Below are 23,505 nucleotides of genomic sequence, written 5' to 3'. Positions count from 1 at the left end.
CAACCCTGGAGCCATCCGTGCGCACAGAACAGATGCCCTCTACAGCTATCGCGATCGTCGGCATGGGGTGCCGGTTTCCCGGTGTCGAGAGTGTCGATGAACTGTGGGACGTGCTCGTGGCCAACACCGACACCGTGATCCCGGTACCTCCCGAGCGCTTCGGCGCCGCTGACTGCTACGACCCCGTCCCCATGACCCCCGGCCGCACGGTGTCCCGGCACGGTGGCTTCCTCACCGATCCCTTCGGCTTCGACGCGGCGTTCTTCGGCATCTCACCGGTGGAGGCACGCGAGATGGATCCACAGCAACGGCTGCTGCTGCACGTCGCGTGGGAAGCCCTGGAGTCGGCCGGCATACGTCCCTCGCTGCTCGCGGGAAGCCGGGGCGGCGTGTTCGTCGGACAGGCGACGGCGGAGCACGCGGAGACCGATCCTCGGGCCCACGAGCCCGATGTCCGCGGCATGGTGGGCAGTCGGGTGCGTGCCGTCACGGCCGGCCGCATCTCCTACGCCCTCGACCTGCGCGGGCCGAGCGTCGTGCTGGACACCGCGTGTTCTTCGTCGCTGGTGGCTGTGCACGCCGCACGGCAGAGTCTGCTGACCGGCGAGAGTGACCTGTGCATCGCCGCGGGCGTCAACGTCATCATGTCCCTGCACGACTCCATCGCCTACTCCCAGGGCGGCATGCTCTCCCCCGGCGGCCACTGCCGCTTCGGCGACATCCGCGCCGACGGGTTCGTCCGCAGCGAGGGCGTGGGCGCGGTCGTTCTCAAGCGGCTGGACGACGCGCTCCGGGACGGCGACCCCGTGTGCGCCGTACTGCTCGGCAGCGCGACCACCAACGACGGCGCGGCGAGCGGGGTGTTGATCCGCCCCTCGGTGGAGGGCCAGGCCGATTCGCTGCGCCAGGCCTGTGCCAGTGCCGGCGTCAAGCCCTCGGACCTCGACTACGTCGAAGCGCATGGCACCGGAACGCACGTCGGGGACGAGGTGGAACTCCGCTCGCTCGCCGAGTCGGCCGGTCCGGGCCGGTCGGCGGACCGGCCGTTGCTGACCGGGTCGGTCAAGACCAACCTCGGCCATACCGAGGCGGCGGCCGGCATCGCCGGACTGATCAAGGCGGCGCTCATTCTCCGGCACGGTGTCCTTCCCGCGTCGCTGCACCTCGACGAGCCACACCCCCTGCTCAAGCAGGACGACTTCCCGGTACGCGTGGTGACCCGGAACCAGCCGTTGAGCACGGCCGGTTCCGCCGCCCTGCTCGGCGTCACCTCCCTGGGCCTGTCCGGGACGAACGCCCATCTGGTCCTCGGAGCCCCTGTCGCCGAGCCGGTGCCCGCCGCCCACCGCACGGCCACGGACGCCGGGCCCCATCTGCTGGTGCTCAGCGCGCGGACGTCCGGCTCCCTGCGTCGCCTGGCGGAGGATTACGCGGCCTACCTCGGGTCCTCCGGGCGGGGGCGCCTGTACCGGTTAGCCGACATCTGCTCCGCCGCGGCCACCGGACGCGACGCCCATCCCCACCGGCTGTGGGTCGTGGGCGACGACCATGACTCCCTGGCGCAACGGCTGCGGTCCCTCGCCGCCGGCGAGACCATTGCCGACGGCGGAATCGCGGAGGCCGGCCTGTCGGGGGACAAGCGCGTCGTCTTCGTCTTCTCGGGGCAGGGCTCGCAGTGGGCGGGCATGAGCCGGGCCCTGTACCGTTCTTCGCCCGCTTTCCGGACAGCGCTGGATGCGTGTGACCGGGTCGTGCGCAAGGAGCTCGGCTGGTCGCTCCTGGACCGGCTGATGTCCGGCGACTGCGAGCTCCCCGCCGACGTGAGCACTGTCCAACCCTCCTTGTGGGCCGTACAGGTGGCGCTCGCCGCAGCCTGGCGCGAACGCGGCGTGGAGCCTGATCTCTGCATGGGCCACAGCATGGGAGAGGTCGCGGCCGCCCATGTCTGCGGCGCCCTGACACTTGACGACGCAGCCGCGGTGATCTGCCGACGCAGCCGACTGATGCAGCGCATGGCAGGACGGGGCGCCATGCTGGTGGTCGAGTTGTCGGCGGCCGGAGCGCGACAGTACACCGAGGCCTACGGCCGAACCGTGTGCGTGGCGGCCGAGAACGCGCCCACCACCACAGTGCTGGCGGGCGATCCCGTCTCACTCGCCGCCCTCCAGGCCGAACTGGAGGAGAGCAACATTCTGTGCCACCCCGTGAAGGTGAACGTGGCCTCGCATTCGCCGCAGATGGACGCCCTGCGGGACGACCTGCTGCGGGAACTGGCCGAACTGTCCCCCGCGCCCGGCGCGACGCGCATGGTCTCCACCGTCTACGGCTCCGAGGTCACGGGGCCGGAGCTGACAGCCGCCTACTGGATGGACAACCTGCGTCGCCCCGTGCGGTTCGCCGACTCGGTACGGAAGGTGGCCGGCGAGACCGAGAGCGTCTTTGTCGAGGTCAGCCCGCATCCGGTTCTCGTCGCGGCCCTCGATGACACGCTGGGCGGCGACCACGGCGACGCCGCCGCGGTGGCCTCGCTGCACCGCACGTGCGACGAGCCCACCGAACTGGCACGGGCGGCCGGCCGTCTGTTCGCCCACGGCGGGCGGGTCGACTGGCAGCGGTGGTACGGCGGCGGCCCCCGGCACGTACCGTCGCTCCCCGCCTACTCCTGGGACCTGGTGCGGTTCCGCCGCGAGGCGGCCGACCCCGTGGCCGCACGCCGATCCGCTGCCTCCCACGTCCGACACATCGACCTCGCGTCGTGGGGCGGGACCGACGACTGGGGTGACGGCGTAGCAGTCGACGGCTTCGCACCTGTGCCGCCCATCGTGTATCTCACGGCCATGCTGGAAACAGCGCAAGAGGCCGATCGCACCACATCGTTCGAACTACGCCACGTGCAGCTGGGCGACGCGCCCGTGCCTGCCGCAGCGGCCGATGGCACAACTCTCCGGGTGGCCCTGGACGGGTACCAGGAAGGCGACGGGCACTCCCGCGACGTGACAGTGCAAGCCTCGCTCCGGGGCGCCTCCACCCCCGTCTTCTGCGCTTCGGGACGGCTCGTCAGGGCGGACGCCGAAAAAGCCGGCCTCGAGCCCTCGGACGTCCTCGACGCCGCGCTCGCACGGTGTCGCGACTATCTGGGAGCACAGGACTTCCTGTCGCTCGCGCAGCGCCACGGGTACGACATCCAAGAGCCGTTCCGGGCCGTGGAACACCTGTGGCGGCGCGACGGCGAGGCCGTGGCTCGGATACGGCTGTCGAAGCCCCTGCCACGAGTCGGTTGGGAAGCGGGACTGCTGTCACTGCTGGCGGCCCGACCGGGAGCCGCGTCCGGCAACGACGACTGCGCCTGTGATCCTGTCTCCTTCGAGGCAGTCCGGTTCTACGGAGAACCGGAGTCGGACTTCTGGGCCCTGAGCGCCGTACGGCCGGAGAGCACTGGAGCCTCCTTGCTGGCCGACGTCGTCCTGATCTCACCGGACCGGCGCGTACTGGCGCGGTTCTCAGGAATCCGTATGCGGCGCCGCACACGGTCGGCCCGGTCGAGCATGCCGCCGTCGTCCCTGCCCGCGCTCGTGTCGGCGCTCGCCGAGCAGTGCGTGGCGCCGCTCACCAACATGGTCAAGAAGGTCGCCCAACCCCTCGGAGTCAGCTTCCTCACCAGCCTGCTGCGTCCTGCCGAGCCTGCTGGCACCGACCGGGACAGCACCTCAGCGACAGCAGGCACCGTCCACCACGACACCCCCCTGACGGATCCCACGCTCTCGTCCCGCCCTCGGCGTGAAGACGCGACGGAGTCACTCCTCGAGCACTGCGCGGCGCTGTTGGGCATGCCCGTGTCGGACATCGACGAGCGGCGGCCGTTGCGCGACCTCGGACTGGACTCCCTCATGGCCTCCCAGCTCCGCCAGCGCCTGCGCCGCCATCACGGCGTCGAGATCCCCGTGGGGCGACTCCTGGGAGCGGAGAGCCTGGCCGACCTGCGCAAGAGCCTCGCCCGGAACGGCGTACGGCCGGGGCCCCGCAATCATGACGAGCCACGGCACTCGGCTTGACGTCACCCCGGACGACCACGGCGTTTCGGTCACGATGCGGCAGCGCAAGCGCCGACCAAAATTGCACTGTGGTATAAAAAAAATTGGGAGCCGCGCCGACAGTGCCACAGGCATACGCACCACTGCGCGGCGGCGAGGCCGGCCGGGCTCGGACACCGCCTCGCCGCCGGACCGCGCCCCTTGGGTTCCACAAGCTCAACACCAACAGGAGGGACGGAATGGACTCGCGCGCAACGACGCCGCCGGTCGGCCGCCGGGAACGCAACAAGCAGCGGGTCAGGGAACGCCTCTACTCCGCGGCAGTTGAGCTTTTTGTGGAGAAGGGATACGACCACACCTCCATCGACGAGATCGCGGAGCGGGCCGATGTGGCACGCGGAACCTTCTTCAACTACTTCCAGCGCAAGGAAGACATCATCACCGCGTGGGGAGAAAGGAGGCGTGCCGCGCTCGTGACGGGTCTCGACGCATCCGACGCGTTCACCCCCAGTTCGGTCGCGCAACTTCAGCAGTGCATGGCGATCCTCGTACGCATCAACCAAGAGGAACCGCAACTCACCGCCGCCATGCTCACGGCCTGGGTGAAGGCCGGCCGGCCGATCCTCGAGGAACCGTATGTCGCGGAGGTCTTCGCCAAGATCGTCGACGGTGGGGTGCACCAGGGAGAGCTGCGCCCGGGAATGTCGCCGATCGGCGTCGGCAACGTTCTGCGCGACGTCTATCTCGGAGCCCTGTACCGATGGGCCAACCAACCCCACGACGCGACCAGGCCATCACTGGCCGAAGAACTCCAGCAAATCCTGCGGCTCCTCCTCGAGGGCATGACCTCGACGGCAACAACTTCATAAGAAGTCGCTGGAGTTGGCGGCGATAAGCGATGACCGGTCGAGCCGCACACGGTCGACGCTGTCCCGGTAATCGAGTGGCCAAGGGAGGCTGACCTGGTAGCAGGCAGCCCCTGTGGCCACTACGAAAACCGGCGCCAAGCCGCCGTCGGCTCCAGGTCGTGTCTGCAAGGAGCAGCAGCGCGTGAACGTCGAGATCCCCCCGTACGTACGCGAGATCGCCCCCCAGCTCGGGGCGGGCGTGCCCTACGCGCTGAAGGTTCTGGCAGGCCGACTGGCGGATGACCCGGATGTGGGCCGACCCTCTGGTCTGCCCGGCATCCTCACCGTGATGATCGATGGTGATCTGTTCGAGGACTGCCCCGACCTGGCCATCGGCTACATTCGCGAGCCCGACCGGATCGAGATCCGGTTTGTGAACCTGGCTTCCTTCACCGAGCCCACGGCGGACGCCGCCCAGGGCCGGAATGAGGAGCAAGGGCAAGGGCAAGGGCAAGAGCAGGGGCAGGGGCAGGGGCAGGGTGCCGATCCTGTCGCCGATGCGCTCACCGTGAGGGAGATCGCGGATGCCTGGCGGCGCATCACCGACTGGCTTCAGCACAACGCCCCCGACTCCTACGCTGCGCTCCGCGTCGGCGCCGGCCCCTCCGCCATCGCCGCCCTGGAAAGCGACTTCGGCCTCCGGATACCCGTCGAGCTGCACACCCTGTGGCTGCTGACCGCGGGCGACGACGGAGCCAACGGCTGGGGATGTCTTCCGGGCAACGAGGCTCTGATGACGCTGGACGCCGTGGCCGCCGTCTACCGGCGGAAGACGGACTCCCAGGCAAGCGAGGACGCCCTCAACGCCGAGCGCCCCGAAGACGACCGGATCATCGTGTGGAAGGCAACCTGGATTCCGGTTGCCGCCCTGGGCCCGGCTGATGACACCTCGGGCCTGTACCTGGACGCCGCGACCGGCTATCTGGGCCGTTGGTCCCACTACAACGAAGCTCCCGGCGAGGAACTCGACACGCTGGTCACCTACTTGGAAGAGGCTGCCGACATGCTCGAAGCCCCGGCCCTGGCCACGCGGGACAAGCCCGGTCTGATCGGTGGCGCGCTGGTGTGGCTCAGCAGCATCGACCCTGCGCAGGAAGACCGGTGGCAGTCTTTGACCGGCTGACATCGACACCGACGATGCACTCCTTGAACAGCGCCGGGTCCCGGGCGTGAGCCCGGGACCCGCAGGATTGGAGAGCTGTCGGCGGGGCCCGATAGGCCGTCGGTCAGGGGCGGACACAGGGCCTCTGACCGGGCTCGGTGTGGCTGGGGTTGGCGTAGTAGGTGACCCGGACCGCTTCCAGACGGGCGATCATGTTGTCGAACTGCTCGTCCGGCACAAGGAACGCGTAGTGCTGCGACTGGCTCGGCTCGTCACGCTTCTCGTAGTAGTCGAGTGTCACGCCGTTGCCGAGGTCGACGGGGAGAAACGGCCCGAATGGAGCGCCGACCTTCAATCCCAGTATCACGGCCAGGAACTCGGCCGACAGCTGCCGGTCCGTGGCGTGGACGGCGGTGTGGTTCAACTGGACCGAGGTCTCCGGCAGTTCGGGGTCGTTCTGGTACTGCTGTTCGTTCGGCATGTGGGTTGTGTGTCTCCGGGTCTTGGGATCCGCTGGGACGGGCGCCCCAAGCGGGCGCCAAGCAGAAAGACTCGACCACGTTCCTCGGTTGTGCGCCCGACACAGGTCCGATTCCGCCGGGTTCCGCCCCTTCGTTCAACTACGGAGGTGGAGCCGACGTCGTCAATGATGATCACGTTCACCTCAGCTTTGGAGAGGGCGTACCCGTCACCAAACCGAGGCCCACTGACGGGTCGTGAAAATCCCGACATCCGTACGGTGCAGCGCGTTTCGGTGTGGGTATCAGCATCGGATCCGGGAGTGCCGGGTCGGGCGGATGCGACGGGGGCGGAGCAAGTGGCGAGAGAGGCATGGAGCGGCAGTGCCGGGATAGAGGCTGCCGACGCGGTGTTCGAGTTGATGAGACGGCTCATCGACAACTTCCGGGACAACCCGCCGGTGACACCGCTGGTGGTCCTGCAGGCCGGCGAGGAGGACGACACCGGCACCCTGGACCGGCGGGTCGCGCAGGTCGTGGAGTTCGTCCGCCAGGGCCATCAGCCGCGGGGGCTGATCGCCACACGGCTGGACGGCGGAGGCGGCGCGGACGCGTACTCCTCGGCGATCGACATGGTGCGCCAGATGTCCGAGCACCCCTGGGACAACCAGAACCAGTCGCAGTACAAGCCGTTCGGCTTTCCCCGCTCACGGCTGCTGCGCGCCATCGAGCAGGCCGCGCCGGAGGTCGGCGGGGACGTGAGCACGGTGTGGTCCGCCGCCCAGCGCCGCGAACGGCTGATGCGACGGCTGGCCGAGCTGCGCTGGCGGCCGGGGCGTGATCCGGACGACACCGACGAGGAGAGGCGCGTCTCGGCGCTGACGGACACCGTCAGTGCGGTGGTGAACCCGTCCGGTTTCGTGGGCGCGATGTTCATCGCCTGCCTGAGCGTGCTGCTCGGCGAGGGCGGGTGGCAGACGGCCGTGTGGGGTGGGGCCCTGGCCCTGGCGGCGTTCGGCGTGGTGCACCTGCTGGCGCGCAGCGCGCCACCGCTGCTCTGGCTGCGCCGGGCCAGCCGGTGGTTCGCGACCACCACCTTCCTGGCCCCTTCGAGCGACCGGCCGGAGGCCGCGGAATGGTCCCGGTGGCGGCCGACGAAGTCATGGGAGACGATCCGCGGCCGGGCCTTCGCCGTCGCCCAGCAGGTGGTAGCCGCCCAGGCCGGTGATGCGACGGCCCGTCAGTTCCACCTGGAGCTGAGGGTGTTGGCGCTGCTCGAGGATCTCCGCGACAACTTCCGGCCACGGACGCTGGACCTGCGCCGGCGCAAGCGCACGGTTCCCCCGGTGGTGTATCTGCCGTGTGCCACCGAGGACGACGGCGGCCTGCTGTTGCTGCGGGCGATCAGCAACGTGCGCACCCGCCGCAGCGAGGTGGATCCGCTGCTCGTCCTGGCCGCGATCCCGGCGGCGGAGCGGCTGCGACCGCCGGGATCCGAGGATCCCGCGCTGCAGGCCGGGGAGCCCGGTCTGCCCGCCGGACCGCAGCCCGACGGGCCCGCGCAGGACGATCCGGAGCTTGTCTTCGCGGCGGACGCCAGGTACCAGGAGTGGGTGACCGGCCTCAATGTCGGCCAGTCCCCCGGGCGTTCGGCCGCGTTGCCGTGGATCCTGTGGATACCGCTGTCCGCCGACGAGTTGCGCCGCCGGCACTCCGCGCAGCACTCCACCATCCGGATCCGCCGTACGGCTGCCTGGCTGCTGTGGTCCAGGCCCTGCCTGGCGGTGGTCCTCGCCATCGCCCTCGCCCTCGGCTTCCTGGGCAACCGGTGGATGGCCCAGCGCTACTGCGAGGGCCGGCTGATCGGCTCCAACACGGACTCGGTCCTGGTGGGCGGTGAGTGTGTGGGGGTCGCGACCGGTGACGTTCGGCTGGCCGCGGGCAACGAGCTGGAACTGTACGGGGCCGGCAAGGGCATCACCTTCGACGCCGTCGAGCAGGCGATCAGGGCCGAGAACGCGAAGATCGGCCCGAAGGACACGTACGTGACGATCGTCTACGCCGGCCCGGTCACCGCGGCGGAAGAATCCGCCACCCGAAAGGGACTTGAGGAGATCACGGGTGTCTACCTCTACCAGCACTACGCCAACGTCAGCACCCACCAGCCGACCAAGATAAGGGTCCTGCTCGCCAACGGCGGCGAGGACATGCTCCAGGTGCTGCCCATGGCCCGGCACATAGCGGAACTGGCTCGGCGCGATCGGTCGGTCGTCGGTGTCGTCGGCCTGGGGCGCGACACCACGGAGAGCGATGACGCCGTGGAGATCCTCAAGGGCGCGGGCCTGCCCGTGGTGAGCACCACCAACTCCGGCAGCCATCTGGCGCGCGAGCTGTCGAACTGGTTCGGCCTGGCCGCCACCGACGAGGAGGAGGCGAACGCGCTGCTGGTCGTCGCCAGGCAACTCGCCCAGCGCGAGGACGGCGCCCGGTCCGTGGTGCTGGCCCGCAAGGTCGGCAGCGAGAAGGACTTCTACACGACCGAACAGGCCAGGGTGGGCAAGCAGATGCTGGACCGGGCCGGCTTCACGGCGCTCCCCTCCCGCCCCTACCGGCTGAGCCCCAACGGCGAACCGGAACTCACCGAACCGGTGGAGCACATCTGCGCAAGTGACCCGGCGCCCAGGGCCCTGTACTTCGCGGGCCGGGTCGAGGACGTACCCAACCTGATGTCCCAACTGGGCTCCACGCCCGGCTGCTCCGGCCGGCACATCACCGTGTTCACGGGCGACGACCTGGCCAAGAGCAACTACGACGAGGGCGAGAGTCTGCGCATCCCTCCGGAGGTCACCCTCTACCACTTCGCGCTGGCACCGATGGACCTCGTCGGCGCGGCCGGCTTCTACGAGGACGCCCACCGCGTGCTCGGTGACCTGCTTCCCGCGGGCGCGGGAGCGACCGCGTTGGCCGAGCCCGCCCGGCCCTGGGACGACGCCCTCTTCTCCAGCGGTCAGGCGGTACTGGCGTACAGCGCCACCGCGGTGCTGTACCGGGCCTCGAAGAACGGCGACGCCCCGCAGACCGCCCCGGAGACCTGGGCCGACCTGCGCTGGCGCCCCAACCCGAACCTGCCGGTCGGCACGGTCAGCTTCGCCGGCAGCCAGCCCTACGCCGACCAGCGGGGACACGGCTACAAGATCGTGCGGGTGACCTACCGCGGCCACAAGGTGCGCTCGGTCACCGTGTGCGGCAGGCCGGCCGGCAGCGACCACCCGCTCTCCGCGCCGCCGGGCCGCAAGGGCGCCGACCCGGACACGGTGTGCCGCGAGGAGTGATCTCGCCGCCCAGGGATGGGGGCAGTCCCCGGGGAGGTGAGGTTGATGACCGCGCTCAAAGGCCACCGTGCGCAGTGTCCGATCTCCCTCACGTCCCCGGCCGTGGCCTGACCTCCTCCAAATCGGCGACACGCCGGCGTTGTGCCAGGCCCCGTGCGCCCTACGACGCGAGCGACCTAAATACCCCCGGTTCGGCTTCACCCGCGCCTCCGCCCACGACATCGACATCGACATCGGCCAGACCATCCACCCTGGCGCGGGGCGCGGCACAGCACCCCGCACCCCGCACCCCGCACCCCGCACCCCCCACGCATACGACTACTCCGCTACTCCGCGCCGGGCTCGAAGTCCTCCACGAAATAGCTGTCGTGCCGCATGCGGAACTGCTTGAGTCCCTCGCCGCCGCGCTGCGTCATCTCCGCGACCCGCTCGAAGTACTCCTCGCGTGGGGCGCCCGGTGAGAAGAGCATGAGCATGGACGTGGGCTCGTCGGTGACGTTCTTGAAGGCATGCAGGCCGCCGACCGGTACGTACAGGAAGTCGCCCGCACGGCCCGTGACCCACTTCTCGCCGTTGTAGAGCTCCAGTTCACCGGAGAGGATGTAGAAGGACTCCGACATCGCCTTGTGAAAGTGGGTCTTTGCACCGGCCGACCGGGCGCCCAACTCCACCTTGTAAAGGCCGAATTCGCCGCCCGTGGAGTCGTTGGTGGCGAGGTAGTGGGTGGACCCGCCGGGCGAGGCGATGTCCGGCGGGGTGTCGGCCGGACGGAAAGCCGCGTTCACCTCTCCCTTGTCCCCCTGGTAGCGGGGCTGCGGGTATGCGAGGTGTTCCGGGTACGACATGACACGCTCCTCTTTCCAGGCAGTTGCCGACATCGTGGCTCCCGCCTCCGGAGGACGGCATCGGGCTTGCGGACGGTCTTGAGCCGGCCCGGGCTGAGGTCCCGGGACCTAGGGACTGTCTGCCCGGCCCCAGAACTCACCTCCCGGCTCGGCGCCTTCGCCAACCTGGTCATCCCCTCTTTCACCGAGACCGGTACGCCCACCGTCGCCCACCCGCTCCGGTAGATCTCGAACGAGGACACCGGACCCGAACACGCCTTCGCGGAGCGGACGTTGACCGTGCGCATCGGCATGACACCGGTCGGCGGCCGGACCGGCCGGATCGGTCTGGCAAGCTACCGTCCGGCCGAAAGATGCTCAATCCTGCTCGGAACTGCTTCCTATCGAGCACATATTGACATGCATCCTCGAAGCCCGCAGAGTCATGCCCCGACAATCCCGACAGTGCCCCGACAGTGATGCAAGCCACCCCACCGAGGAGTGTTGCCGTCATGTCCGAAACACCCGCTGTCTCACGCCGACTGCTCTTGGGCGGAGCCGTCGCCACCGGCGCGCTCGCGGCCGGGATGACCGCCGCGGCACCGGCCGTATCCGCCGCGACCGGACAGGTGCCCCGCCGCCGTCCCGGACAGAATTCGATGATCGGCGTGCCGTTCGAGGTCCACGGAACCGTCCGCGTCGGTGTCATCGGCCTGGGCAACCGCGGCGGAGGCATGATCACGGGCTGGGCGGCCGTACCCGGCTGCACCGTGACCGCCGTCTGCGACATCCGCGCCGACCGCGCTCGGCTCGCCGCCGACCGGCTGGCGAGCAAGGGCGAGCCCCGTCCCGCCGAATACGGCGGATCAGCCGACTCCTACGCCCGGATGCTCCGGCGCAACGACATCGACCTGGTGTACGTCGCCACGCCGTGGGAGTTCCACTACGAGCACGGCAGAGCCGCGCTGCAAAGCGGCAGGCACGCCGTGGTGGAACTCCCCGTCGCTACCGAGCTGCGCCAGTTGTGGGACCTGGTCGACACCTCCGAGCGCACCCGCAAGCACCTGCTCCTCGCCGAGAACTGCAGCTACGGACGTAACGAACTGGCGATGCTGAGGATGGCGCACGCCGGCCTGTTCGGCGACATCACCAACGGCCATGGCGGCTACCTCCACGACCTGCGTGAACTCCTCTTCTCCGACACGTACTACACCGACTCCTGGCGACGGCTGTGGCACACCCGCAGCACCGCGTCCCTGTACCCCATGCACGGGCTGGCCCCGATCGCGGCGGCCATGGACATCAACCGCGGCGACCGGATGACCACCCTGCGCGCCACCGCGACGGCCCCGAAGGGACTGGCCGACTACCGCGAGCGCTTCATCCCCCGGGACCACCCGTCCTGGAAGGAGACGTACATCAACGGTGACTTGGTCACCTGCCTCGTCGAGACGGAGAAGGGCAGGATCATCCGGGCCGAGCACGACGTGAGTTCACCCCGGCCGTACAGCAGGATCAACACCCTCGCCGGCAGCCGCGGGATCGTCGAGGACTACGCCGGCCCCGCCCCGACCGGCGCGCGTGTGTATCTCGAACCGGACCACGGCGGCCACACCTGGCGCGACTTCGCCGACTACCGCAAGGAGTTCGACCACTGGCTGTGGCGGAAGGTCGGCGACGACGCGGCGAACAACGGCGGTCACGGCGGCATGGACTACGTCCTGCAGTGGCGCACCGTCCAGCTGATGCGTGCCGGGCTGGTGCCCGACATCGACGTGTACGACTCTGCCGCCTGGTGCGCGGCGGTCCCCCTGAGCGCCGCGTCCCTGGCGAGGCAGGGTCGCCCGGTCGAGATCCCCGACTTCACGCGCGGCGCCTGGGCCGGCAAACGGCCCGGACTCGACTCCAGCCCCACGGACATGCCGCCCGCCGGCTGAAGGCTCCCGCACCGAAGCCTTCGGGCGGCGCGCCACCGGGTCAGGGGGCCGTGCGGCGAGCCGCTCTCCTTTTCGGACGCCTTTGTCGCCGGCCCTTTCCGCACAGGGTGTCCAGCCGCGGACCGTACTCCCAGGCTGTGCCGCCTCCCCCATACCGAACGGCCTCGTACCACCCGGGGCCGAAAACCGGCTCACAAATTTCAGGCCATTTCATACCCCTGACACATCGGCCACACCTTCAACCGGCGAAGGGAATGAAAGACCTCTCACCTCCTCGATCACGAGGACCGTTCGATCATTCAAGCCACTGATTGAATAGGCAATGGGGTCCGGATTCCAGCGGCGGGACAGAATTCAGCTTCAGCCTCCTGAGACAACAGCAACAAGGCGGGTACTTCGAGGCACCGAACACCCAAACAGAAAGGAGTCACACCATGCGACCAATGACACGCTGGGCAATGACAGGAGCCCTGCTCACCACGGCTGTTGCGGGCCCTCTGAGCATGCCTGCCCATAGCGCGCCCGCCGCCGCACCCGCCTCGCTGTACGCCCCCTCGGCGCTGGTCATGACCACCGGCCACGGGGAGAAGGCCGCCACCACAGCACCGGAGCGCGCGGTGACGGTGAACTGTGCGTACGCCACCTCGGGGACTCACCCCGATCCGCGACAAGCTTGCGCGGATCTGGAACGGGCGAACGGGGACCTCGACCGCTTGGCCACACTCCGCGGGAATGATGCGGGACAACTCTGCACCAGGGAATACCGCCCCATTGTCGTCACCGTCCAAGGGGTGTGGCGTGGTACGCGGATAAACTACGAGCACACCTTCGCCAATCCTTGCATCAAGGAAACTCAGGGGGCTGCGGCTTTTGCCTTCTGAGCCACGACGGCCGAGGTAAAGCCTCACATCGACGGGGCGGGGCGCCCACTGGGTGGGCGGCCCGCCCCTTCCGTATGCGCACTCCACGCGGACCGTAGGTCACGGCAGCAGACGCCGCTCCTTCGCGACCGCCACCGCGCCCGCGCGCGTGTCGACGCCGAGTTTGTCGTAGATGCGCCGCAGGTGGGTCTTGACCGTGGCCTCGCTGATGTACAGGGCACGGGCGATGTCAGCCCGGTCCGTACGACGGCGTGGTCGTCGCAGACCAGGATCCGTACGGGAGCGCGGTCGGGGGTCATCGGGGCGTCTCCAGGGGGACGGCGGCGGACAGGCCGGTGCCCTCGCCGGGAGCGAGGGTGAGGGCGGCGTTGTCGGCGGCGGCGTGTTCGCGGACGTTGACCTGGAACGCCCCCACCTCCCAGCTGGCCGAGCGCCTGGAGCAGGCCCCCAACCTCAAGGACATCCCCGGCACCCTGTCCCTGGCGGGCGGCGTCCCCGTCACCGCCGCCAAGGCGCCGATCGCCGACATCGGCGTCGCGGGTGCCCCGTCCGGCACGCTGGACGAGAAGTTCGCGCAGGCGGGGGGGCGGACGCGCTCGCTCGGTAGAGCCTGTCCGACGGATCAGGCCCTGGTCGCCCGGCGTCACGTGCTGCTGCGCTCGGCCATGACGTGCGGGCCGCGTTCCCCGACCGCGGCCCGCCACCGGCGATTCGGAGCCGGGGCGTCGCTTATGAGTCTCGGCGGCTCTCGCGTCCAGGCACGTCACGTCCACAACTCGCCCTGTCGGCAAGGCGGATGGCCTCGTACGGTGAGCGACGGTGGTGGTTCCGGGTCAGCCGGTGCCGAGGGCCATGAGGAGGCGGGCGCAACGTGCCGTCATCTCGGACGTGTTCTGGTCCGGGTGCTCGAACCACCAGCGCATCACGGCCGTGACGGCGTGCTGCCACACGTGGTTGAGCAGGTCGTGGTCGAGCGGGTCGCCGTGTCCGGCACCGGCCAGCAGCTGCGCGGCACCGGCGGCGCCCATGGCGGCGAGGCGCTCACGGTAGCGGTTCACCGCGTCGCGCATCTCGCCGACCGGCGGCAGAGCCGGGTCGTAGAGGACGGACCAGGCGTACGGGCAGTCCTCGACCGCGGTGAAGATCGCCGTGAGCGTGTCGACGGCGTGTCCGGTCGATCCGCTGCGGGACCGGGCGGCGGCCACCGAGTCCACCAAGAGGGCGCCGACATGGTGGACGCAGGCGAGGTACAGGCCGTCCTTGGAGTGGAAGTAGGTGTAGATCAGCGGCTTGGAGATCCCCGCGCGCCGCGCGACGGCGGCGACGGACACACCTGTGTAGCCGTGTCTGCCGAACTCCTCCACCGCTACGTCGATGATCTGCCGCTCCCGATCGACGCGGGAGACGCCCTTGGTTCCGGCCTTGCCCATGAGGCTCATCCTAGCCAACGATATGACCGAGCGGTAATTTACCTATCGGTCAATTCGACGGACGGCACACGGGCAGCGGGGAGAGCGGCGGCATGACGCGATCGTGGTGGGGATGGGGCAACGTCGAGGACGCGGTGGGCGGTGCGGAGCTCGACGCCTTGCTGGGGCGGGCGCGGGCAGTGTTGCCGGGCGAGCTGACGGCTCACGAGCCGCCCGGCCTCGCCTCGCTGGGTCTGGCCGGGCCGCGGGTGACTCCCCCGGCCTCCCTCGCCGGCCTGTGCTCCACCGATCCGGCCGACCGGGCCGCGCACGCGCACGGCAAGGCGTTCCGGGACGTCGTACGCAATCTGCACGGGGACCTGCGCCATGTACCGGACCTCGTCGCCCGGCCCCGTGACGAGCGCGACGTGACCGACCTGCTCGAATCGATGCGTGTGGTGACGCCCGTCGGGATCAGCGAGTCGCGGCGGCTGCCGGGCTCGGGCGCCGGACCGTCACCGGACCGGCTCTTCCTGGGCAGTGAGGGAACGCTGGGCATCATCACCGAGGCATGGATGCGTCTGCAGGAGCGCCCGCGTTGGCGTGCCGGTACCTCCGTGCGGTTCAGCGACTACGAATCGGCGGTGGCGGCCACCCGGGCCGTCGCGCAGAGCGGGCTGAACCCCGCGAACTGCCGTCTGCTCGACGCGACCGAGGCACTGATCAACGCGGGCGTGAGCGTCGGCGGCGGTGTCCTCGTCCTCGCCTTCGAGTCGGCGGACCACCCGGTGCGCGCCGGCCTGGAGCGAGCGGTGGAGCTGTGCCGGGACCACGGCGGTGAACCGTCCGCCGACGCAGCGGGAAGGTCTGATGGCGACGCGCGAGGTGAATCCGGCGGCAACGTCCGCGGCGAGTCCGCCGCCGAGACATGGCGCTCGTCGTTCCTGCGGATGCCCTACCAGCGGGACGCGCTGGCTCGCCACTCGGTGATCTCCGAGACCTTCGAGACGGCCTGCACCTGGGACAGGTTCGGCGCACTGCATCAGGCGGTCACCGAGGCGGCACGGCGGGCTCTCGCCGAGGTCGCCGGGGCGGGGGTGATCGCGTGCCGGTTCACCCATGTCTACCCGGACGGCCCGGCGCCGTACTTCAGCGTGTACGCGCCCGGCCGCTGGGGCAGCATCGTGAGCCAGTGGGACGACGTCAAGTCCGCGGTCTCCGAGGCGATCGCGGAAAGCGGCGGCACCATCACTCATCACCACGCGGTCGGCCGCGATCACCGGCCCTGGTACGACCGCCAGCGCCCCGGCCCCTTCGCCGCCGCGCTCACCGCCGCCAAGTCCACTCTCGACCCGGCCGGCGTCCTCAATCCCGGGGTGCTGCTGCCGGCGCGATGAGCACCGGGCCGTCGCGTACCGCCCGTGGCGCCGCCGGCAGGCCCACCGGCCTGGCGACTCACCGCTCCCCCGGCGCACCCCGAAAACCGGATGCTGCCGACGAACGCCTCGACTACGGTGAGCGTTGTTCAGGTGCGCAGGCTGTGGCTACTTCGCCTCTCAAGCGGGTGACGCGGGTTCGAATCCCGCCGCCGGTGCCATGCCGGTGTCGTCCAGCGGCCCAGGACGCCTACAGTGCGCCGCCGCCGATCTCGATCTCTGAACACCTACGGCACGAGCCGCCCGCCACGGGGAAACCGGCGGGCGGCTTCGTCCTTCGTGGCCCTCGGGATTTGTCGGTGCTACATCGCGCCCATGGGCTACTGATGTCGATTCCCTTGACCTTCTTCATGCCTCTCGCTCGGCTGACAGGCCTCCTGCCCCCGAGCTGCCATAACACCGCGTTACCTACCGAATTCCGCATATATGGAGCAACACGGGAAACTCGGACTGAGGACCGTTGGTGACGTGCGGAGGGAGTAGGCAATGAGCCAGGTCAGGACGAGTTCCTCGGATCTCCCTCAGCCGTTGCGGATCTTGGGCACCGGGCTCCGCCGCTTGCCCGGAGCTGGGCAGGTGAGCCGGGTCGCCGACGGTGCGCTGGATCGGATCGGAGCGGTCTCGCCACGCGGACGACGGATCGCGGTCTACACCGGAGCCGGGGTGCTCGGCGTGGCCGGCTTGGTGGAGTGGCCCCTGGCTCTCACCGGTGCGGCCGTCGCCTGGCTGACCCAGCCGCGTCCCCGCCAAGGCTCGCAAGGGAAGACTGCCCAGGACGACATGGCGCAGGGCAGCGGGCGGCGCCCGACTGCCGCCGGGGCGGGCAATGCCACCGCCCCGGCCGCATCCGCCGACGCCCCGTCGGAGTCCCACAGTCCCGGCGACCGGCTGGCCCCCTCCCACTTCCAGAACGACAGCTCTGAAAACGGCAGGCACGATCAACCCGCCAAGGTCGGTGACCCCGCCACGACGTCGGCGCTCAAGAAGGTCGCGGAGGCCTCCGCACACCACGCCGAACCGTAGGCATCCGACCCGTAGGCATCCGACCCGTCAGCATTCGATCACTCCACCGCAGCCATCAGCAGCGGCATGCAGAGCGTCCTGGCCGAAGGTGCAAGGCCGCGAATCTCCCTCAGCCCTACTTGGCGGTGGCGAGGTTGGCGGAGTCGAGATCGACCTCGGAGGACTCGACGGGCCGACCGGCCTCCGTCTCCCCCTCCCCCGCCCTTGCTCCGTGCCTCATCGCCTTCGCTTCCGACTTCGCCTCCGCGATGACCATCCCGGCCATCGGACCGGCGCCCAGCGCACCACTGACCAGGAAGCCCACCCCCATGCCGACGACCATGATCACATTGCCGACCCACACCATGGTGTCCACCGGCAGCGTGTAGGCCCCCACGACCCGCACCACGCACTCCGCGAGCAGAACGACACCCCACACCAGCGAGAACACCCGCTCGGCCCGCCGAAACCGCGCCGACCCGGCGTGCAGCCGCGCCCACGCGGCCTCCCGGCCCGGGTCCCCCTTCACCACCCAGGGCTTCATACCGGCCGTCATCATCGGCTTGCCGAGCACCACGGACACGATGATCCCGATCCCGATCGTGCTGCTGACCGCACTGTCCTTGGCAATCATCAACCGCGGGTCACCGGCCACGAAGCCGAGCAGCAGCGACACCACGTTCACGAACAGGATGAGGGCCGCCAGCCCGTTGACCTCGCGCGCCTTCACCACGCCCCACCCGGTCCGCACGGCCGGCACGACACTGCTCAGGCCGAGCGCCATCAGCGTGCTCGTCCCGAAGCCGTTCTTCAGGAGGTAGTACGCCCCGAGGGGCACCGCCACATCGATGAACAGCGGCGCGAAATTCCGCACCGCACGCCGCCCGCCGGTGGCACTTCCCTTGATGCTGGTCCCCGTGTTCGTCGTCATGCACCCAGTTTCCCGGCCGCCAACGGGCCACCGGTAGAAACGATCGTCCGGCTCTCGACATGACAAGTGTCAGCACCGCACCACCGCCCCACATCACAGGACGAGGTCAGCCGACTCGCCCACGTCGGAGAAGAGTTGGCAACGCAGGCATCGAAGTGTCGAGCGTCAGTCATGGCCTGAACTCCGGCCTCCGGCCATGGTGCCTGTCCAAGGGCCACCCTCGCTCAGGCCCCCGTTTCCTCCGGGGCCGCCGGTGGCTCGGCAGGGGTCGTAGCCGGCGGGCGGAAGAGGACCGCTCGGGCCACAGGCGGGGCGAACAAGGCTGTGACCGGCGCGGAGAGAGTCAGTACGGAGCGGAAGGCGCGCCCTACGACGGGGTCGCCCGGGGCGCACTCCTGGACGCGCCCCAGGTACCAGTCGGCGGCGCGGTCCGCGGGCCCGCCGGCCACCGCGTTGCCGACCGCGCCCGGCATCTTGCGGTCCGCCCCGGCGGAGATGTCCCACGCCTGCTGGGACGCCGCGAGGAGTGCCCGCTGTACGCGCCGCGTCGTGGGGGTCCGGCGTGGATCGTCCAGTGCATCGCGCAGAGCGACCGCGCTCATCGCGGCGACGGCCATGCCCTGCCCGTAGATCGGGTTGAAGGTGCACAGGGCGTCGCCGGTGGCGATGAAGCCGGCCGGGCAGCTGCCGGGCACGTCGTAGCGGCGGCGGACGTTGGCGGTCCGTCGGTAGCCGAACGCCGGCGAGAGCGGTTCGGCCTCGTCCAGCCACCGGTGCAGAAGCGGATGCGGCAGCCTCTTGGTGTACGTCATGAACTCGTCGTCGTCCGTGGGCGGTTCGTCACCGCGCAGCCCCGAGACGATGACCAGATGGCTGCCGTCCTCCAGCGGCAACGCACCGCCGGCGTGGACCTGGTCGGGGCTCGGGTAGACGTAATAGCCGACGGTGTGACCGTCGAGGACGCCGCTTTTGCCGCGGTAGATGCGTGAGGCGTAGGCAAGCCCCGTGTCGATGGTCTCCTCGTGCGGGACCTCGGCCCCGATCGCCGTGAGCCACTGCAAGGCCTTCGTTCCGCTGCCGGAGGCGTCGACGACCAGATCGGCCTCGACGGCTCGCTGCTCCCCGCGGACGTCGCCGGAGCGGTCCCGCAGCACCACACCCCGCACGCGTGAGGCGTCACCGAGGAGTCCTACGACATCGGTCCCCTCCTCGACGCTGATCACCGGGTTGGCCAGGACCCGTCGCCGCACCAGTTCCTCGAGTTGCGCGCGGGAACCGGTGTAGATGTGCGTCGTGGCGGGCGTACGGCGGAACCAACGGCCGTTCTGCCACAGCACCATGTCCGAGGGCATGCCCACCCGCGGCGCCCCCGCCGCCCGCAGCTCCGCCAGGATGCCCGGCAGCAGCGACTCCAGGGCCACCTGCCCGGCCTCCAGCAGGACATGCGGATGCCTGCCCTGCGGTACGCCCGGCCGCGACCGCGTGTCGTCCGGGAACCGGTCGCGCTCCACGATGGTCACCCGGTCGGCGTGCCCAGCCAGAACATGCGCCGCGAGCATCCCCGCGAGACTCCCGCCCACCACTACCGCGTGCCGCCCGCCCCCGTCATCGCCCACGCCCCAACCGCCTTTTCCTCCGGCAGAGTTCACCGAGCAGCTCCCCTGATCGACGCGTCGCAAGAAGCCACCAGTATCCCGCTCCGCAGGACGGGTTGATCGTGTTCAAGCCCTTTTGCGCCTCCCTGAATGCCCCCGCCAGCCCCCCCCCCCCCGGCCCGCCATCACAATGCATCGCGGCTGATGCCCCTCAAGCAGTCTGGCCCGCTCGGCGGCTCGGCACAGCAATCACGGTTACGCAGCGCCCACCGCCGCCCCGCCGCTCCGCCGCCCCGCCAGCACGGACATCAAGAGCTCGTCGTCACAGTTGCAGTGGGCGTCGCGGGTGCAGGGGCGCATTCAGCAGGCTCTGATCGCGGATCTCCCGAATCGTGGAAGCGCCGACAGTTTTGACGCGTTGGCAAGCGCGTCGCCCCTGCAGGCCGACCTGGCCGCCAACACACTGGAGAGCAACACTCATCTCCCCGCGTGAGTACACCGGCTGGAGTGGCGGGCTGGACCTGGTCGCCGCCCGCCACTCCTTCGTCGCCGCTCTCCAGCGACAGGCAGCGGCGTCAGCCTCCCTGGAGTCGGAGCGGGTGTCGCAGCGAATGTCGCTAGTCGGGCCGGCAGGAAGCCCGGTCGGTCGTCAGGCGCGGCAGCGCAGCATCTCCAGTGGCGGGTTGGCGTGGAAGTCCGCCCAGAAGTCCGCACCGAACTCGCGCACTCCGGCGTCGGACACCTCCAGTGGGACCCAGGTCACCTCGCCGAATCCGGCCGCCCGCAGACACGATTCGTAGACCTCACGGCGCGGGGCGGAGCTGACGATGCTGATCGGCGGGTCGAGCAGCGCCGTGACCCGGAAGCGCGGTCCGGTCTCGCTCTCCTCGCCGGTCGGCTCGCAGCGGAAGCCGTACTTCTCCAGGGTCTTCCCGTCGGCACGGTAGTCGGGTGACTGAGCGAGCACGAAGAACTCGGCGCCGGGCACCAGGCTCCGGTGCACGTTGCGGCACATCCGCTCCAAGTCGGCGATGTCCTGCGCGTAGTTGAGCAGCTGGACCCCTGCGGCGACGTCGAAGCGCCGCTCCAGGGGCCGCAGTTCGGACACATCGCCCACCTCGTAGCGCACGCCCAGCGGCTCGAGTTCCTCCAACTTCTGTGCGGCGGCGACCATTTCACCGGAGATGTCGATGCCGAGCACCTCCGTGGCGCCGCGCCGCTTGAACTCCCTGCTGTAGAAACCGGTGCCGGAGGCGAGGTCGAGGACCGACTTGCCGCGTACGTCCCCGACCATGGCCAGGAAGCTGGGCACCTCCCCGTACCGCGTCAGTGGAAGGGACTTGAAGCCCTCGAACGCCTCACCGATCTCGTCGTACTGCTGCACGCTCACCGTGGTGTCCTCCCCTGTGCTTGGTCAAGTCCTTGGCCGCGGGCCCCCGTCGCCGGACCCGCCGCGGCCTCTGCCAGGCAGTCTTTCCGCACCCCGGCAGACCGTCGTACTGGCAGAAGCCACGAAGATGCGGACATCGTCCCGGCCTCCTGTACGAGCGGGCGTACGGGTTCGAGCGGATGAAGGGACAACCTCGCTGCACTCTTCGGCCCGCTCCTCGCACTCGGTCGGACTGTCTGGCCAGGCACGCAGCGGGCACTCGGCCGGTCCGTCATCCCCGGCCTGCGGCCGGTCGCCACCGCGCTCGTCCACGTCGTGCGCGCGTGGCGCGAAGCGGCTGCTCTTCGTCGCCGTTCATGGCGTATCCCCCTGGCCGGCGGCACGGCCGCGTGTGTGCCGGGCGGGCCGGGGCATTCGGACTGCCGGGAGGTCTACATGGATACGAGTGCGTTGGCATGGACCGGACGGTTCCGGGCCCGGCGGGCGGCGCGGGGTTCGGTCACCGAGGGGGCGGCGCGGGCCGGCCTCGCCGCCCGGGGTGTGATCTATCTGCTCGTCGGTGTGCTGGCGCTGCAGATCGCCTTCGGCGACACGAACGAGCAGGCCGATCGCGGAGGGGCCTTGGCGGAACTGTCGCAGAAGCCGTTCGGCGCGGTGCTGCTGTGGGCGCTGGGCATCGGACTCGCCGGCATGGCCCTGTGGCGGCTGTCCGAGGCGATCTTCGGTTCCGTCGGGCAGGACGGCCGCAACGCGCGCAAGCGGCTGCTGGCGACCGTACGCTTCGCGTTCTACGTCTTCGTCGCCTATTCCGTGCTGTCGTTCGCGGCGAGCGGGAGCAAGACCGGGGGCGGGGGCGGATCCAGCGACCAGCAGTCCCGGGACGCCACCGCCAGGGCCCTGGAGCTGCCCGCCGGTGAGTGGCTGGTCGGCACGGCCGGGATCGCCATCGTCGTGGCCGGCGGCTGGATCGGCGTACGGGCGGGTCTGCGCAAGTACCACGACAAGCTCAGGCTCGGACGGATGAGCCACCGGACGCGGCAGCTGGTGGACGTCACCGGCGTGGCCGGCGGCGCCGCCCGCGGGCTGGTGTTCGCCGTGGCCGGCGTCTTCGCCGTCCGTGCGGCCATCGACTACGAAGCCGACCAGGCCAAGGGGCTGGACGACACGCTGCGTACCTTCGCCGACACTCCGCTCGGCCCCTGGCTGCTGGTCTGCGTCGCGGCCGGGCTGGTGCTGTTTGGTGTGTTCTCTTTCGCCATGGCCCGCTGGCGAAGGGTCTGAGCTCCGTCGTACGGGGAACACGGTGCGGATGAGCGATTCCGAGATTCCGCATGACGACGGCCGGCCCGTGGACGTGTACCTGGACCTCCTGCGCATCCGGATGGACACGGAGGATTACCGCCTTCTGCTGCGCGTGGTGGAACCAGCCCTCCAGGCGATCGAAGAGGAGCGCCTCTCCAGTCTCGACCTCGCGCTCGGCACAGGGGACGGCGACGAGCTGCCCCAGGAGGTCCGTGACGAGGCCGCGCTCGTCATCGCCACCGCCGTCACCGGCCGCCTGGACAACGAAGTGATCGAGATCGACGTCGACGAGACCGGCCCGGTCAGGATCGTCACGGATGCGACCACCGCTTCCGACCCCGTCCGCCTCAGTGAGATCGCCGACTACATCAGGGAACGGCACAGGCAGACGGAAGAGCTGCGGGGCATCGCCGAGGTGAGTGGACTGCCCACGGACTTCTGAACGCCAGCGGCAGCGGCAGCGGCAGCGGCAGCGGCAGCGGCAGCGGCAGCGGCAGCGGCAGCGGCAGCGGCAGCGGTGAGGATCTGCGGGTTCTGCCTCTGCCAGCTGCCGGACTGCGCCGTATGACCGCGGCAGAAGCGGCCGCGTTCAGAGCGCCGCCCCGGCCCGATGGGTCGCGGCGCGAGGCGAGCTGTGTCAGTGCAGGTCCAGTCCACGTCGGCCTGCTGGGCGGCGGATCCCAGTGTTCGTTGGGACACCAAAGGATCTGCAAGAGGTCGACGTCAGCGGGCCGCCGATCGAGCTGTTTCCATAGTCCGGCTTTCCGCGCTCGATCGACGGTCTGGAGATGCGCGTCATCGTGTCTTCCGGTCAGCTGGTCCTGGATCGCTCGCAGCGTGCATGGGCCAGCTGTGACAGAGGTTTCCCAGTGGGCTCCGGTTCGGTAGAGGCGGGCGGTGCTGATCGGGTCGGCCGGAATCATGAAACTCCCCGACAGCCGTGACGAACCCGCGGCACCAGAGCATG

17 protein-coding genes and 2 pseudogenes are annotated in these 23,505 nt (G+C 69.9%); 11 read left to right on the top strand and 8 right to left on the bottom strand.

Annotated elements, in window-relative coordinates:
* Positions 1-32 precede the first annotated feature (32 nt).
* The 3 genes from AB5J49_RS46285 (at position 33) to AB5J49_RS46275 (ending at position 6,062) form a co-directional block, all read left to right on the top strand.
* Positions 33-4,052 carry a type I polyketide synthase gene (locus tag AB5J49_RS46285; RefSeq protein WP_369174867.1) on the top strand — a complete coding sequence of 1,340 codons (4,020 nt, stop codon included), beginning with the start codon at positions 33-35 and terminating at the stop codon, positions 4,050-4,052.
* Positions 4,053-4,270: 218 nt separating this feature from the next.
* Entirely contained in the window at positions 4,271-4,900 is a 630-nt protein-coding gene (locus AB5J49_RS46280; RefSeq protein WP_369174866.1) for a TetR/AcrR family transcriptional regulator, read from the top strand.
* Between the two features lie 181 nt (positions 4,901-5,081).
* The gene (locus AB5J49_RS46275; protein ID WP_369174865.1) at positions 5,082-6,062 is read left to right on the top strand and encodes a hypothetical protein; all 981 of its coding nucleotides are present in this window, start codon (positions 5,082-5,084) and stop codon (positions 6,060-6,062) included.
* Between the two features lie 103 nt (positions 6,063-6,165).
* On the opposite strand, the gene AB5J49_RS46270 is transcribed toward AB5J49_RS46275, so the two are convergent.
* Positions 6,166-6,522, bottom strand: coding sequence for a VOC family protein (locus AB5J49_RS46270; RefSeq protein ID WP_369174864.1), 357 nt, complete (start codon positions 6,520-6,522; stop codon positions 6,166-6,168).
* 336 nt (positions 6,523-6,858) lie between these two features.
* On the opposite strand from AB5J49_RS46270, the gene AB5J49_RS46265 reads away from it, so the two are divergent.
* Positions 6,859-9,831, top strand: coding sequence for a hypothetical protein (locus AB5J49_RS46265; RefSeq protein ID WP_369174863.1), 2,973 nt, complete (start codon positions 6,859-6,861; stop codon positions 9,829-9,831).
* A gap of 326 nt (positions 9,832-10,157) precedes the next feature.
* Here AB5J49_RS46265 and AB5J49_RS46260 read toward each other — a convergent pair whose 3' ends face one another.
* Positions 10,158-10,676 (bottom strand): cupin domain-containing protein, encoded by a 519-nt coding sequence (locus AB5J49_RS46260; RefSeq protein WP_369174862.1) that lies wholly within the window; start codon positions 10,674-10,676, stop codon positions 10,158-10,160.
* 491 nt (positions 10,677-11,167) lie between these two features.
* Between AB5J49_RS46260 and AB5J49_RS46255 the strand changes: the two genes are divergently transcribed.
* Positions 11,168-12,592 (top strand): Gfo/Idh/MocA family protein, encoded by a 1,425-nt coding sequence (locus AB5J49_RS46255; RefSeq protein ID WP_369174861.1) that lies wholly within the window; start codon positions 11,168-11,170, stop codon positions 12,590-12,592.
* A 434-nt stretch (positions 12,593-13,026) separates the two neighbouring features.
* On the top strand, positions 13,027-13,473 hold the full coding sequence (locus AB5J49_RS46250; protein ID WP_369174860.1) for a subtilase-type protease inhibitor: 447 nt from the start codon (positions 13,027-13,029) through the stop codon (positions 13,471-13,473).
* 99 nt (positions 13,474-13,572) lie between these two features.
* Here the strand turns inward: AB5J49_RS46250 and AB5J49_RS46245 are convergent.
* Both AB5J49_RS46245 and AB5J49_RS46240 read right to left on the bottom strand, forming a co-directional pair.
* Positions 13,573-13,704, bottom strand: a pseudogene (locus AB5J49_RS46245) (response regulator transcription factor); the annotation flags it as partial.
* A 64-nt stretch (positions 13,705-13,768) separates the two neighbouring features.
* On the bottom strand, positions 13,769-13,936 hold the full coding sequence (locus AB5J49_RS46240; RefSeq protein ID WP_369174859.1) for a hypothetical protein: 168 nt from the start codon (positions 13,934-13,936) through the stop codon (positions 13,769-13,771).
* Between AB5J49_RS46240 and AB5J49_RS46235 the strand changes: the two are divergent.
* A pseudogene (locus AB5J49_RS46235) lies at positions 13,869-14,057 on the top strand (heme-binding protein); the annotation flags it as partial. The gene AB5J49_RS46240 and the pseudogene AB5J49_RS46235 sit on opposite strands and share 68 nt — an antisense overlap.
* Before the next feature lie 249 nt (positions 14,058-14,306).
* Here AB5J49_RS46235 and AB5J49_RS46230 read toward each other — a convergent pair.
* A complete protein-coding gene (locus tag AB5J49_RS46230; protein WP_369174858.1) occupies positions 14,307-14,903 on the bottom strand; it encodes a TetR/AcrR family transcriptional regulator in 597 nt (198 codons plus the stop codon).
* 92 nt (positions 14,904-14,995) lie between these two features.
* Here AB5J49_RS46230 and AB5J49_RS46225 point away from each other — a divergent pair, with 92 nt between their 5' ends.
* Together AB5J49_RS46225 and AB5J49_RS46220 are read left to right on the top strand one after the other, a co-directional pair.
* Positions 14,996-16,279, top strand: coding sequence for an FAD-binding oxidoreductase (locus tag AB5J49_RS46225; RefSeq protein WP_369174857.1), 1,284 nt, complete (start codon positions 14,996-14,998; stop codon positions 16,277-16,279).
* 615 nt (positions 16,280-16,894) lie between these two features.
* A complete protein-coding gene (locus AB5J49_RS46220) occupies positions 16,895-17,341 on the top strand; it encodes a hypothetical protein (protein ID WP_369174856.1) in 447 nt (148 codons plus the stop codon).
* 115 nt (positions 17,342-17,456) lie between these two features.
* Here the strand turns inward: AB5J49_RS46220 and AB5J49_RS46215 are convergent, their stop codons facing one another.
* From AB5J49_RS46215 to AB5J49_RS46205, 3 genes are all read right to left on the bottom strand, one after another.
* On the bottom strand, positions 17,457-18,251 hold the full coding sequence (locus tag AB5J49_RS46215) for a VC0807 family protein (protein WP_369174855.1): 795 nt from the start codon (positions 18,249-18,251) through the stop codon (positions 17,457-17,459).
* A 224-nt stretch (positions 18,252-18,475) separates the two neighbouring features.
* The gene (locus AB5J49_RS46210; RefSeq protein ID WP_369175482.1) at positions 18,476-19,831 is read right to left on the bottom strand and encodes an FAD-dependent oxidoreductase; all 1,356 of its coding nucleotides are present in this window, start codon (positions 19,829-19,831) and stop codon (positions 18,476-18,478) included.
* A 664-nt stretch (positions 19,832-20,495) separates the two neighbouring features.
* Positions 20,496-21,236: a class I SAM-dependent methyltransferase gene (locus AB5J49_RS46205; protein ID WP_369174854.1), complete on the bottom strand. Its 741-nt coding sequence runs from the start codon at positions 21,234-21,236 to the stop codon at positions 20,496-20,498.
* 435 nt (positions 21,237-21,671) lie between these two features.
* Between AB5J49_RS46205 and AB5J49_RS46200 the strand changes: the two genes are divergently transcribed.
* Positions 21,672-22,517: a DUF1206 domain-containing protein gene (locus AB5J49_RS46200; RefSeq protein WP_369174853.1), complete on the top strand. Its 846-nt coding sequence runs from the start codon at positions 21,672-21,674 to the stop codon at positions 22,515-22,517.
* Between the two features lie 28 nt (positions 22,518-22,545).
* Positions 22,546-22,980: a hypothetical protein gene (locus AB5J49_RS46195; RefSeq protein ID WP_369174852.1), complete on the top strand. Its 435-nt coding sequence runs from the start codon at positions 22,546-22,548 to the stop codon at positions 22,978-22,980.
* Positions 22,981-23,505 lie beyond the last annotated feature (525 nt).

It is taken from the genome of Streptomyces sp. R28 (genome assembly GCF_041052385.1).
Lineage (GTDB): Bacteria > Actinomycetota > Actinomycetes > Streptomycetales > Streptomycetaceae > Streptomyces.
Note: the sequence above shows the minus strand (reverse complement) of the source record. Positions and strands in the feature narration are given on the sequence as shown.

Excerpts from the sequence above, each read along its gene's own strand:
- AB5J49_RS46285 (WP_369174867.1), top strand. The coding sequence starts at position 33 with ATGCCCTCTACAGCTATCGCGATCGTCGGCATGGGGTGCCGGTTTCCC.
- AB5J49_RS46280 (WP_369174866.1), top strand. The coding sequence starts at position 4,271 with ATGGACTCGCGCGCAACGACGCCGCCGGTCGGCCGCCGGGAACGCAAC.
- AB5J49_RS46270 (WP_369174864.1), bottom strand. The coding sequence starts at position 6,522 with ATGCCGAACGAACAGCAGTACCAGAACGACCCCGAACTGCCGGAGACC.
- AB5J49_RS46260 (WP_369174862.1), bottom strand. The coding sequence starts at position 10,676 with ATGTCGTACCCGGAACACCTCGCATACCCGCAGCCCCGCTACCAGGGG.
- AB5J49_RS46255 (WP_369174861.1), top strand. The coding sequence starts at position 11,168 with ATGTCCGAAACACCCGCTGTCTCACGCCGACTGCTCTTGGGCGGAGCC.
- AB5J49_RS46250 (WP_369174860.1), top strand. The coding sequence starts at position 13,027 with ATGCGACCAATGACACGCTGGGCAATGACAGGAGCCCTGCTCACCACG.
- AB5J49_RS46240 (WP_369174859.1), bottom strand. The coding sequence starts at position 13,936 with ATGTCCTTGAGGTTGGGGGCCTGCTCCAGGCGCTCGGCCAGCTGGGAG.
- AB5J49_RS46230 (WP_369174858.1), bottom strand. The coding sequence starts at position 14,903 with ATGGGCAAGGCCGGAACCAAGGGCGTCTCCCGCGTCGATCGGGAGCGG.
- AB5J49_RS46225 (WP_369174857.1), top strand. The coding sequence starts at position 14,996 with ATGACGCGATCGTGGTGGGGATGGGGCAACGTCGAGGACGCGGTGGGC.
- AB5J49_RS46215 (WP_369174855.1), bottom strand. The coding sequence starts at position 18,251 with ATGACGACGAACACGGGGACCAGCATCAAGGGAAGTGCCACCGGCGGG.
- AB5J49_RS46200 (WP_369174853.1), top strand. The coding sequence starts at position 21,672 with ATGGATACGAGTGCGTTGGCATGGACCGGACGGTTCCGGGCCCGGCGG.
- AB5J49_RS46195 (WP_369174852.1), top strand. The coding sequence starts at position 22,546 with ATGAGCGATTCCGAGATTCCGCATGACGACGGCCGGCCCGTGGACGTG.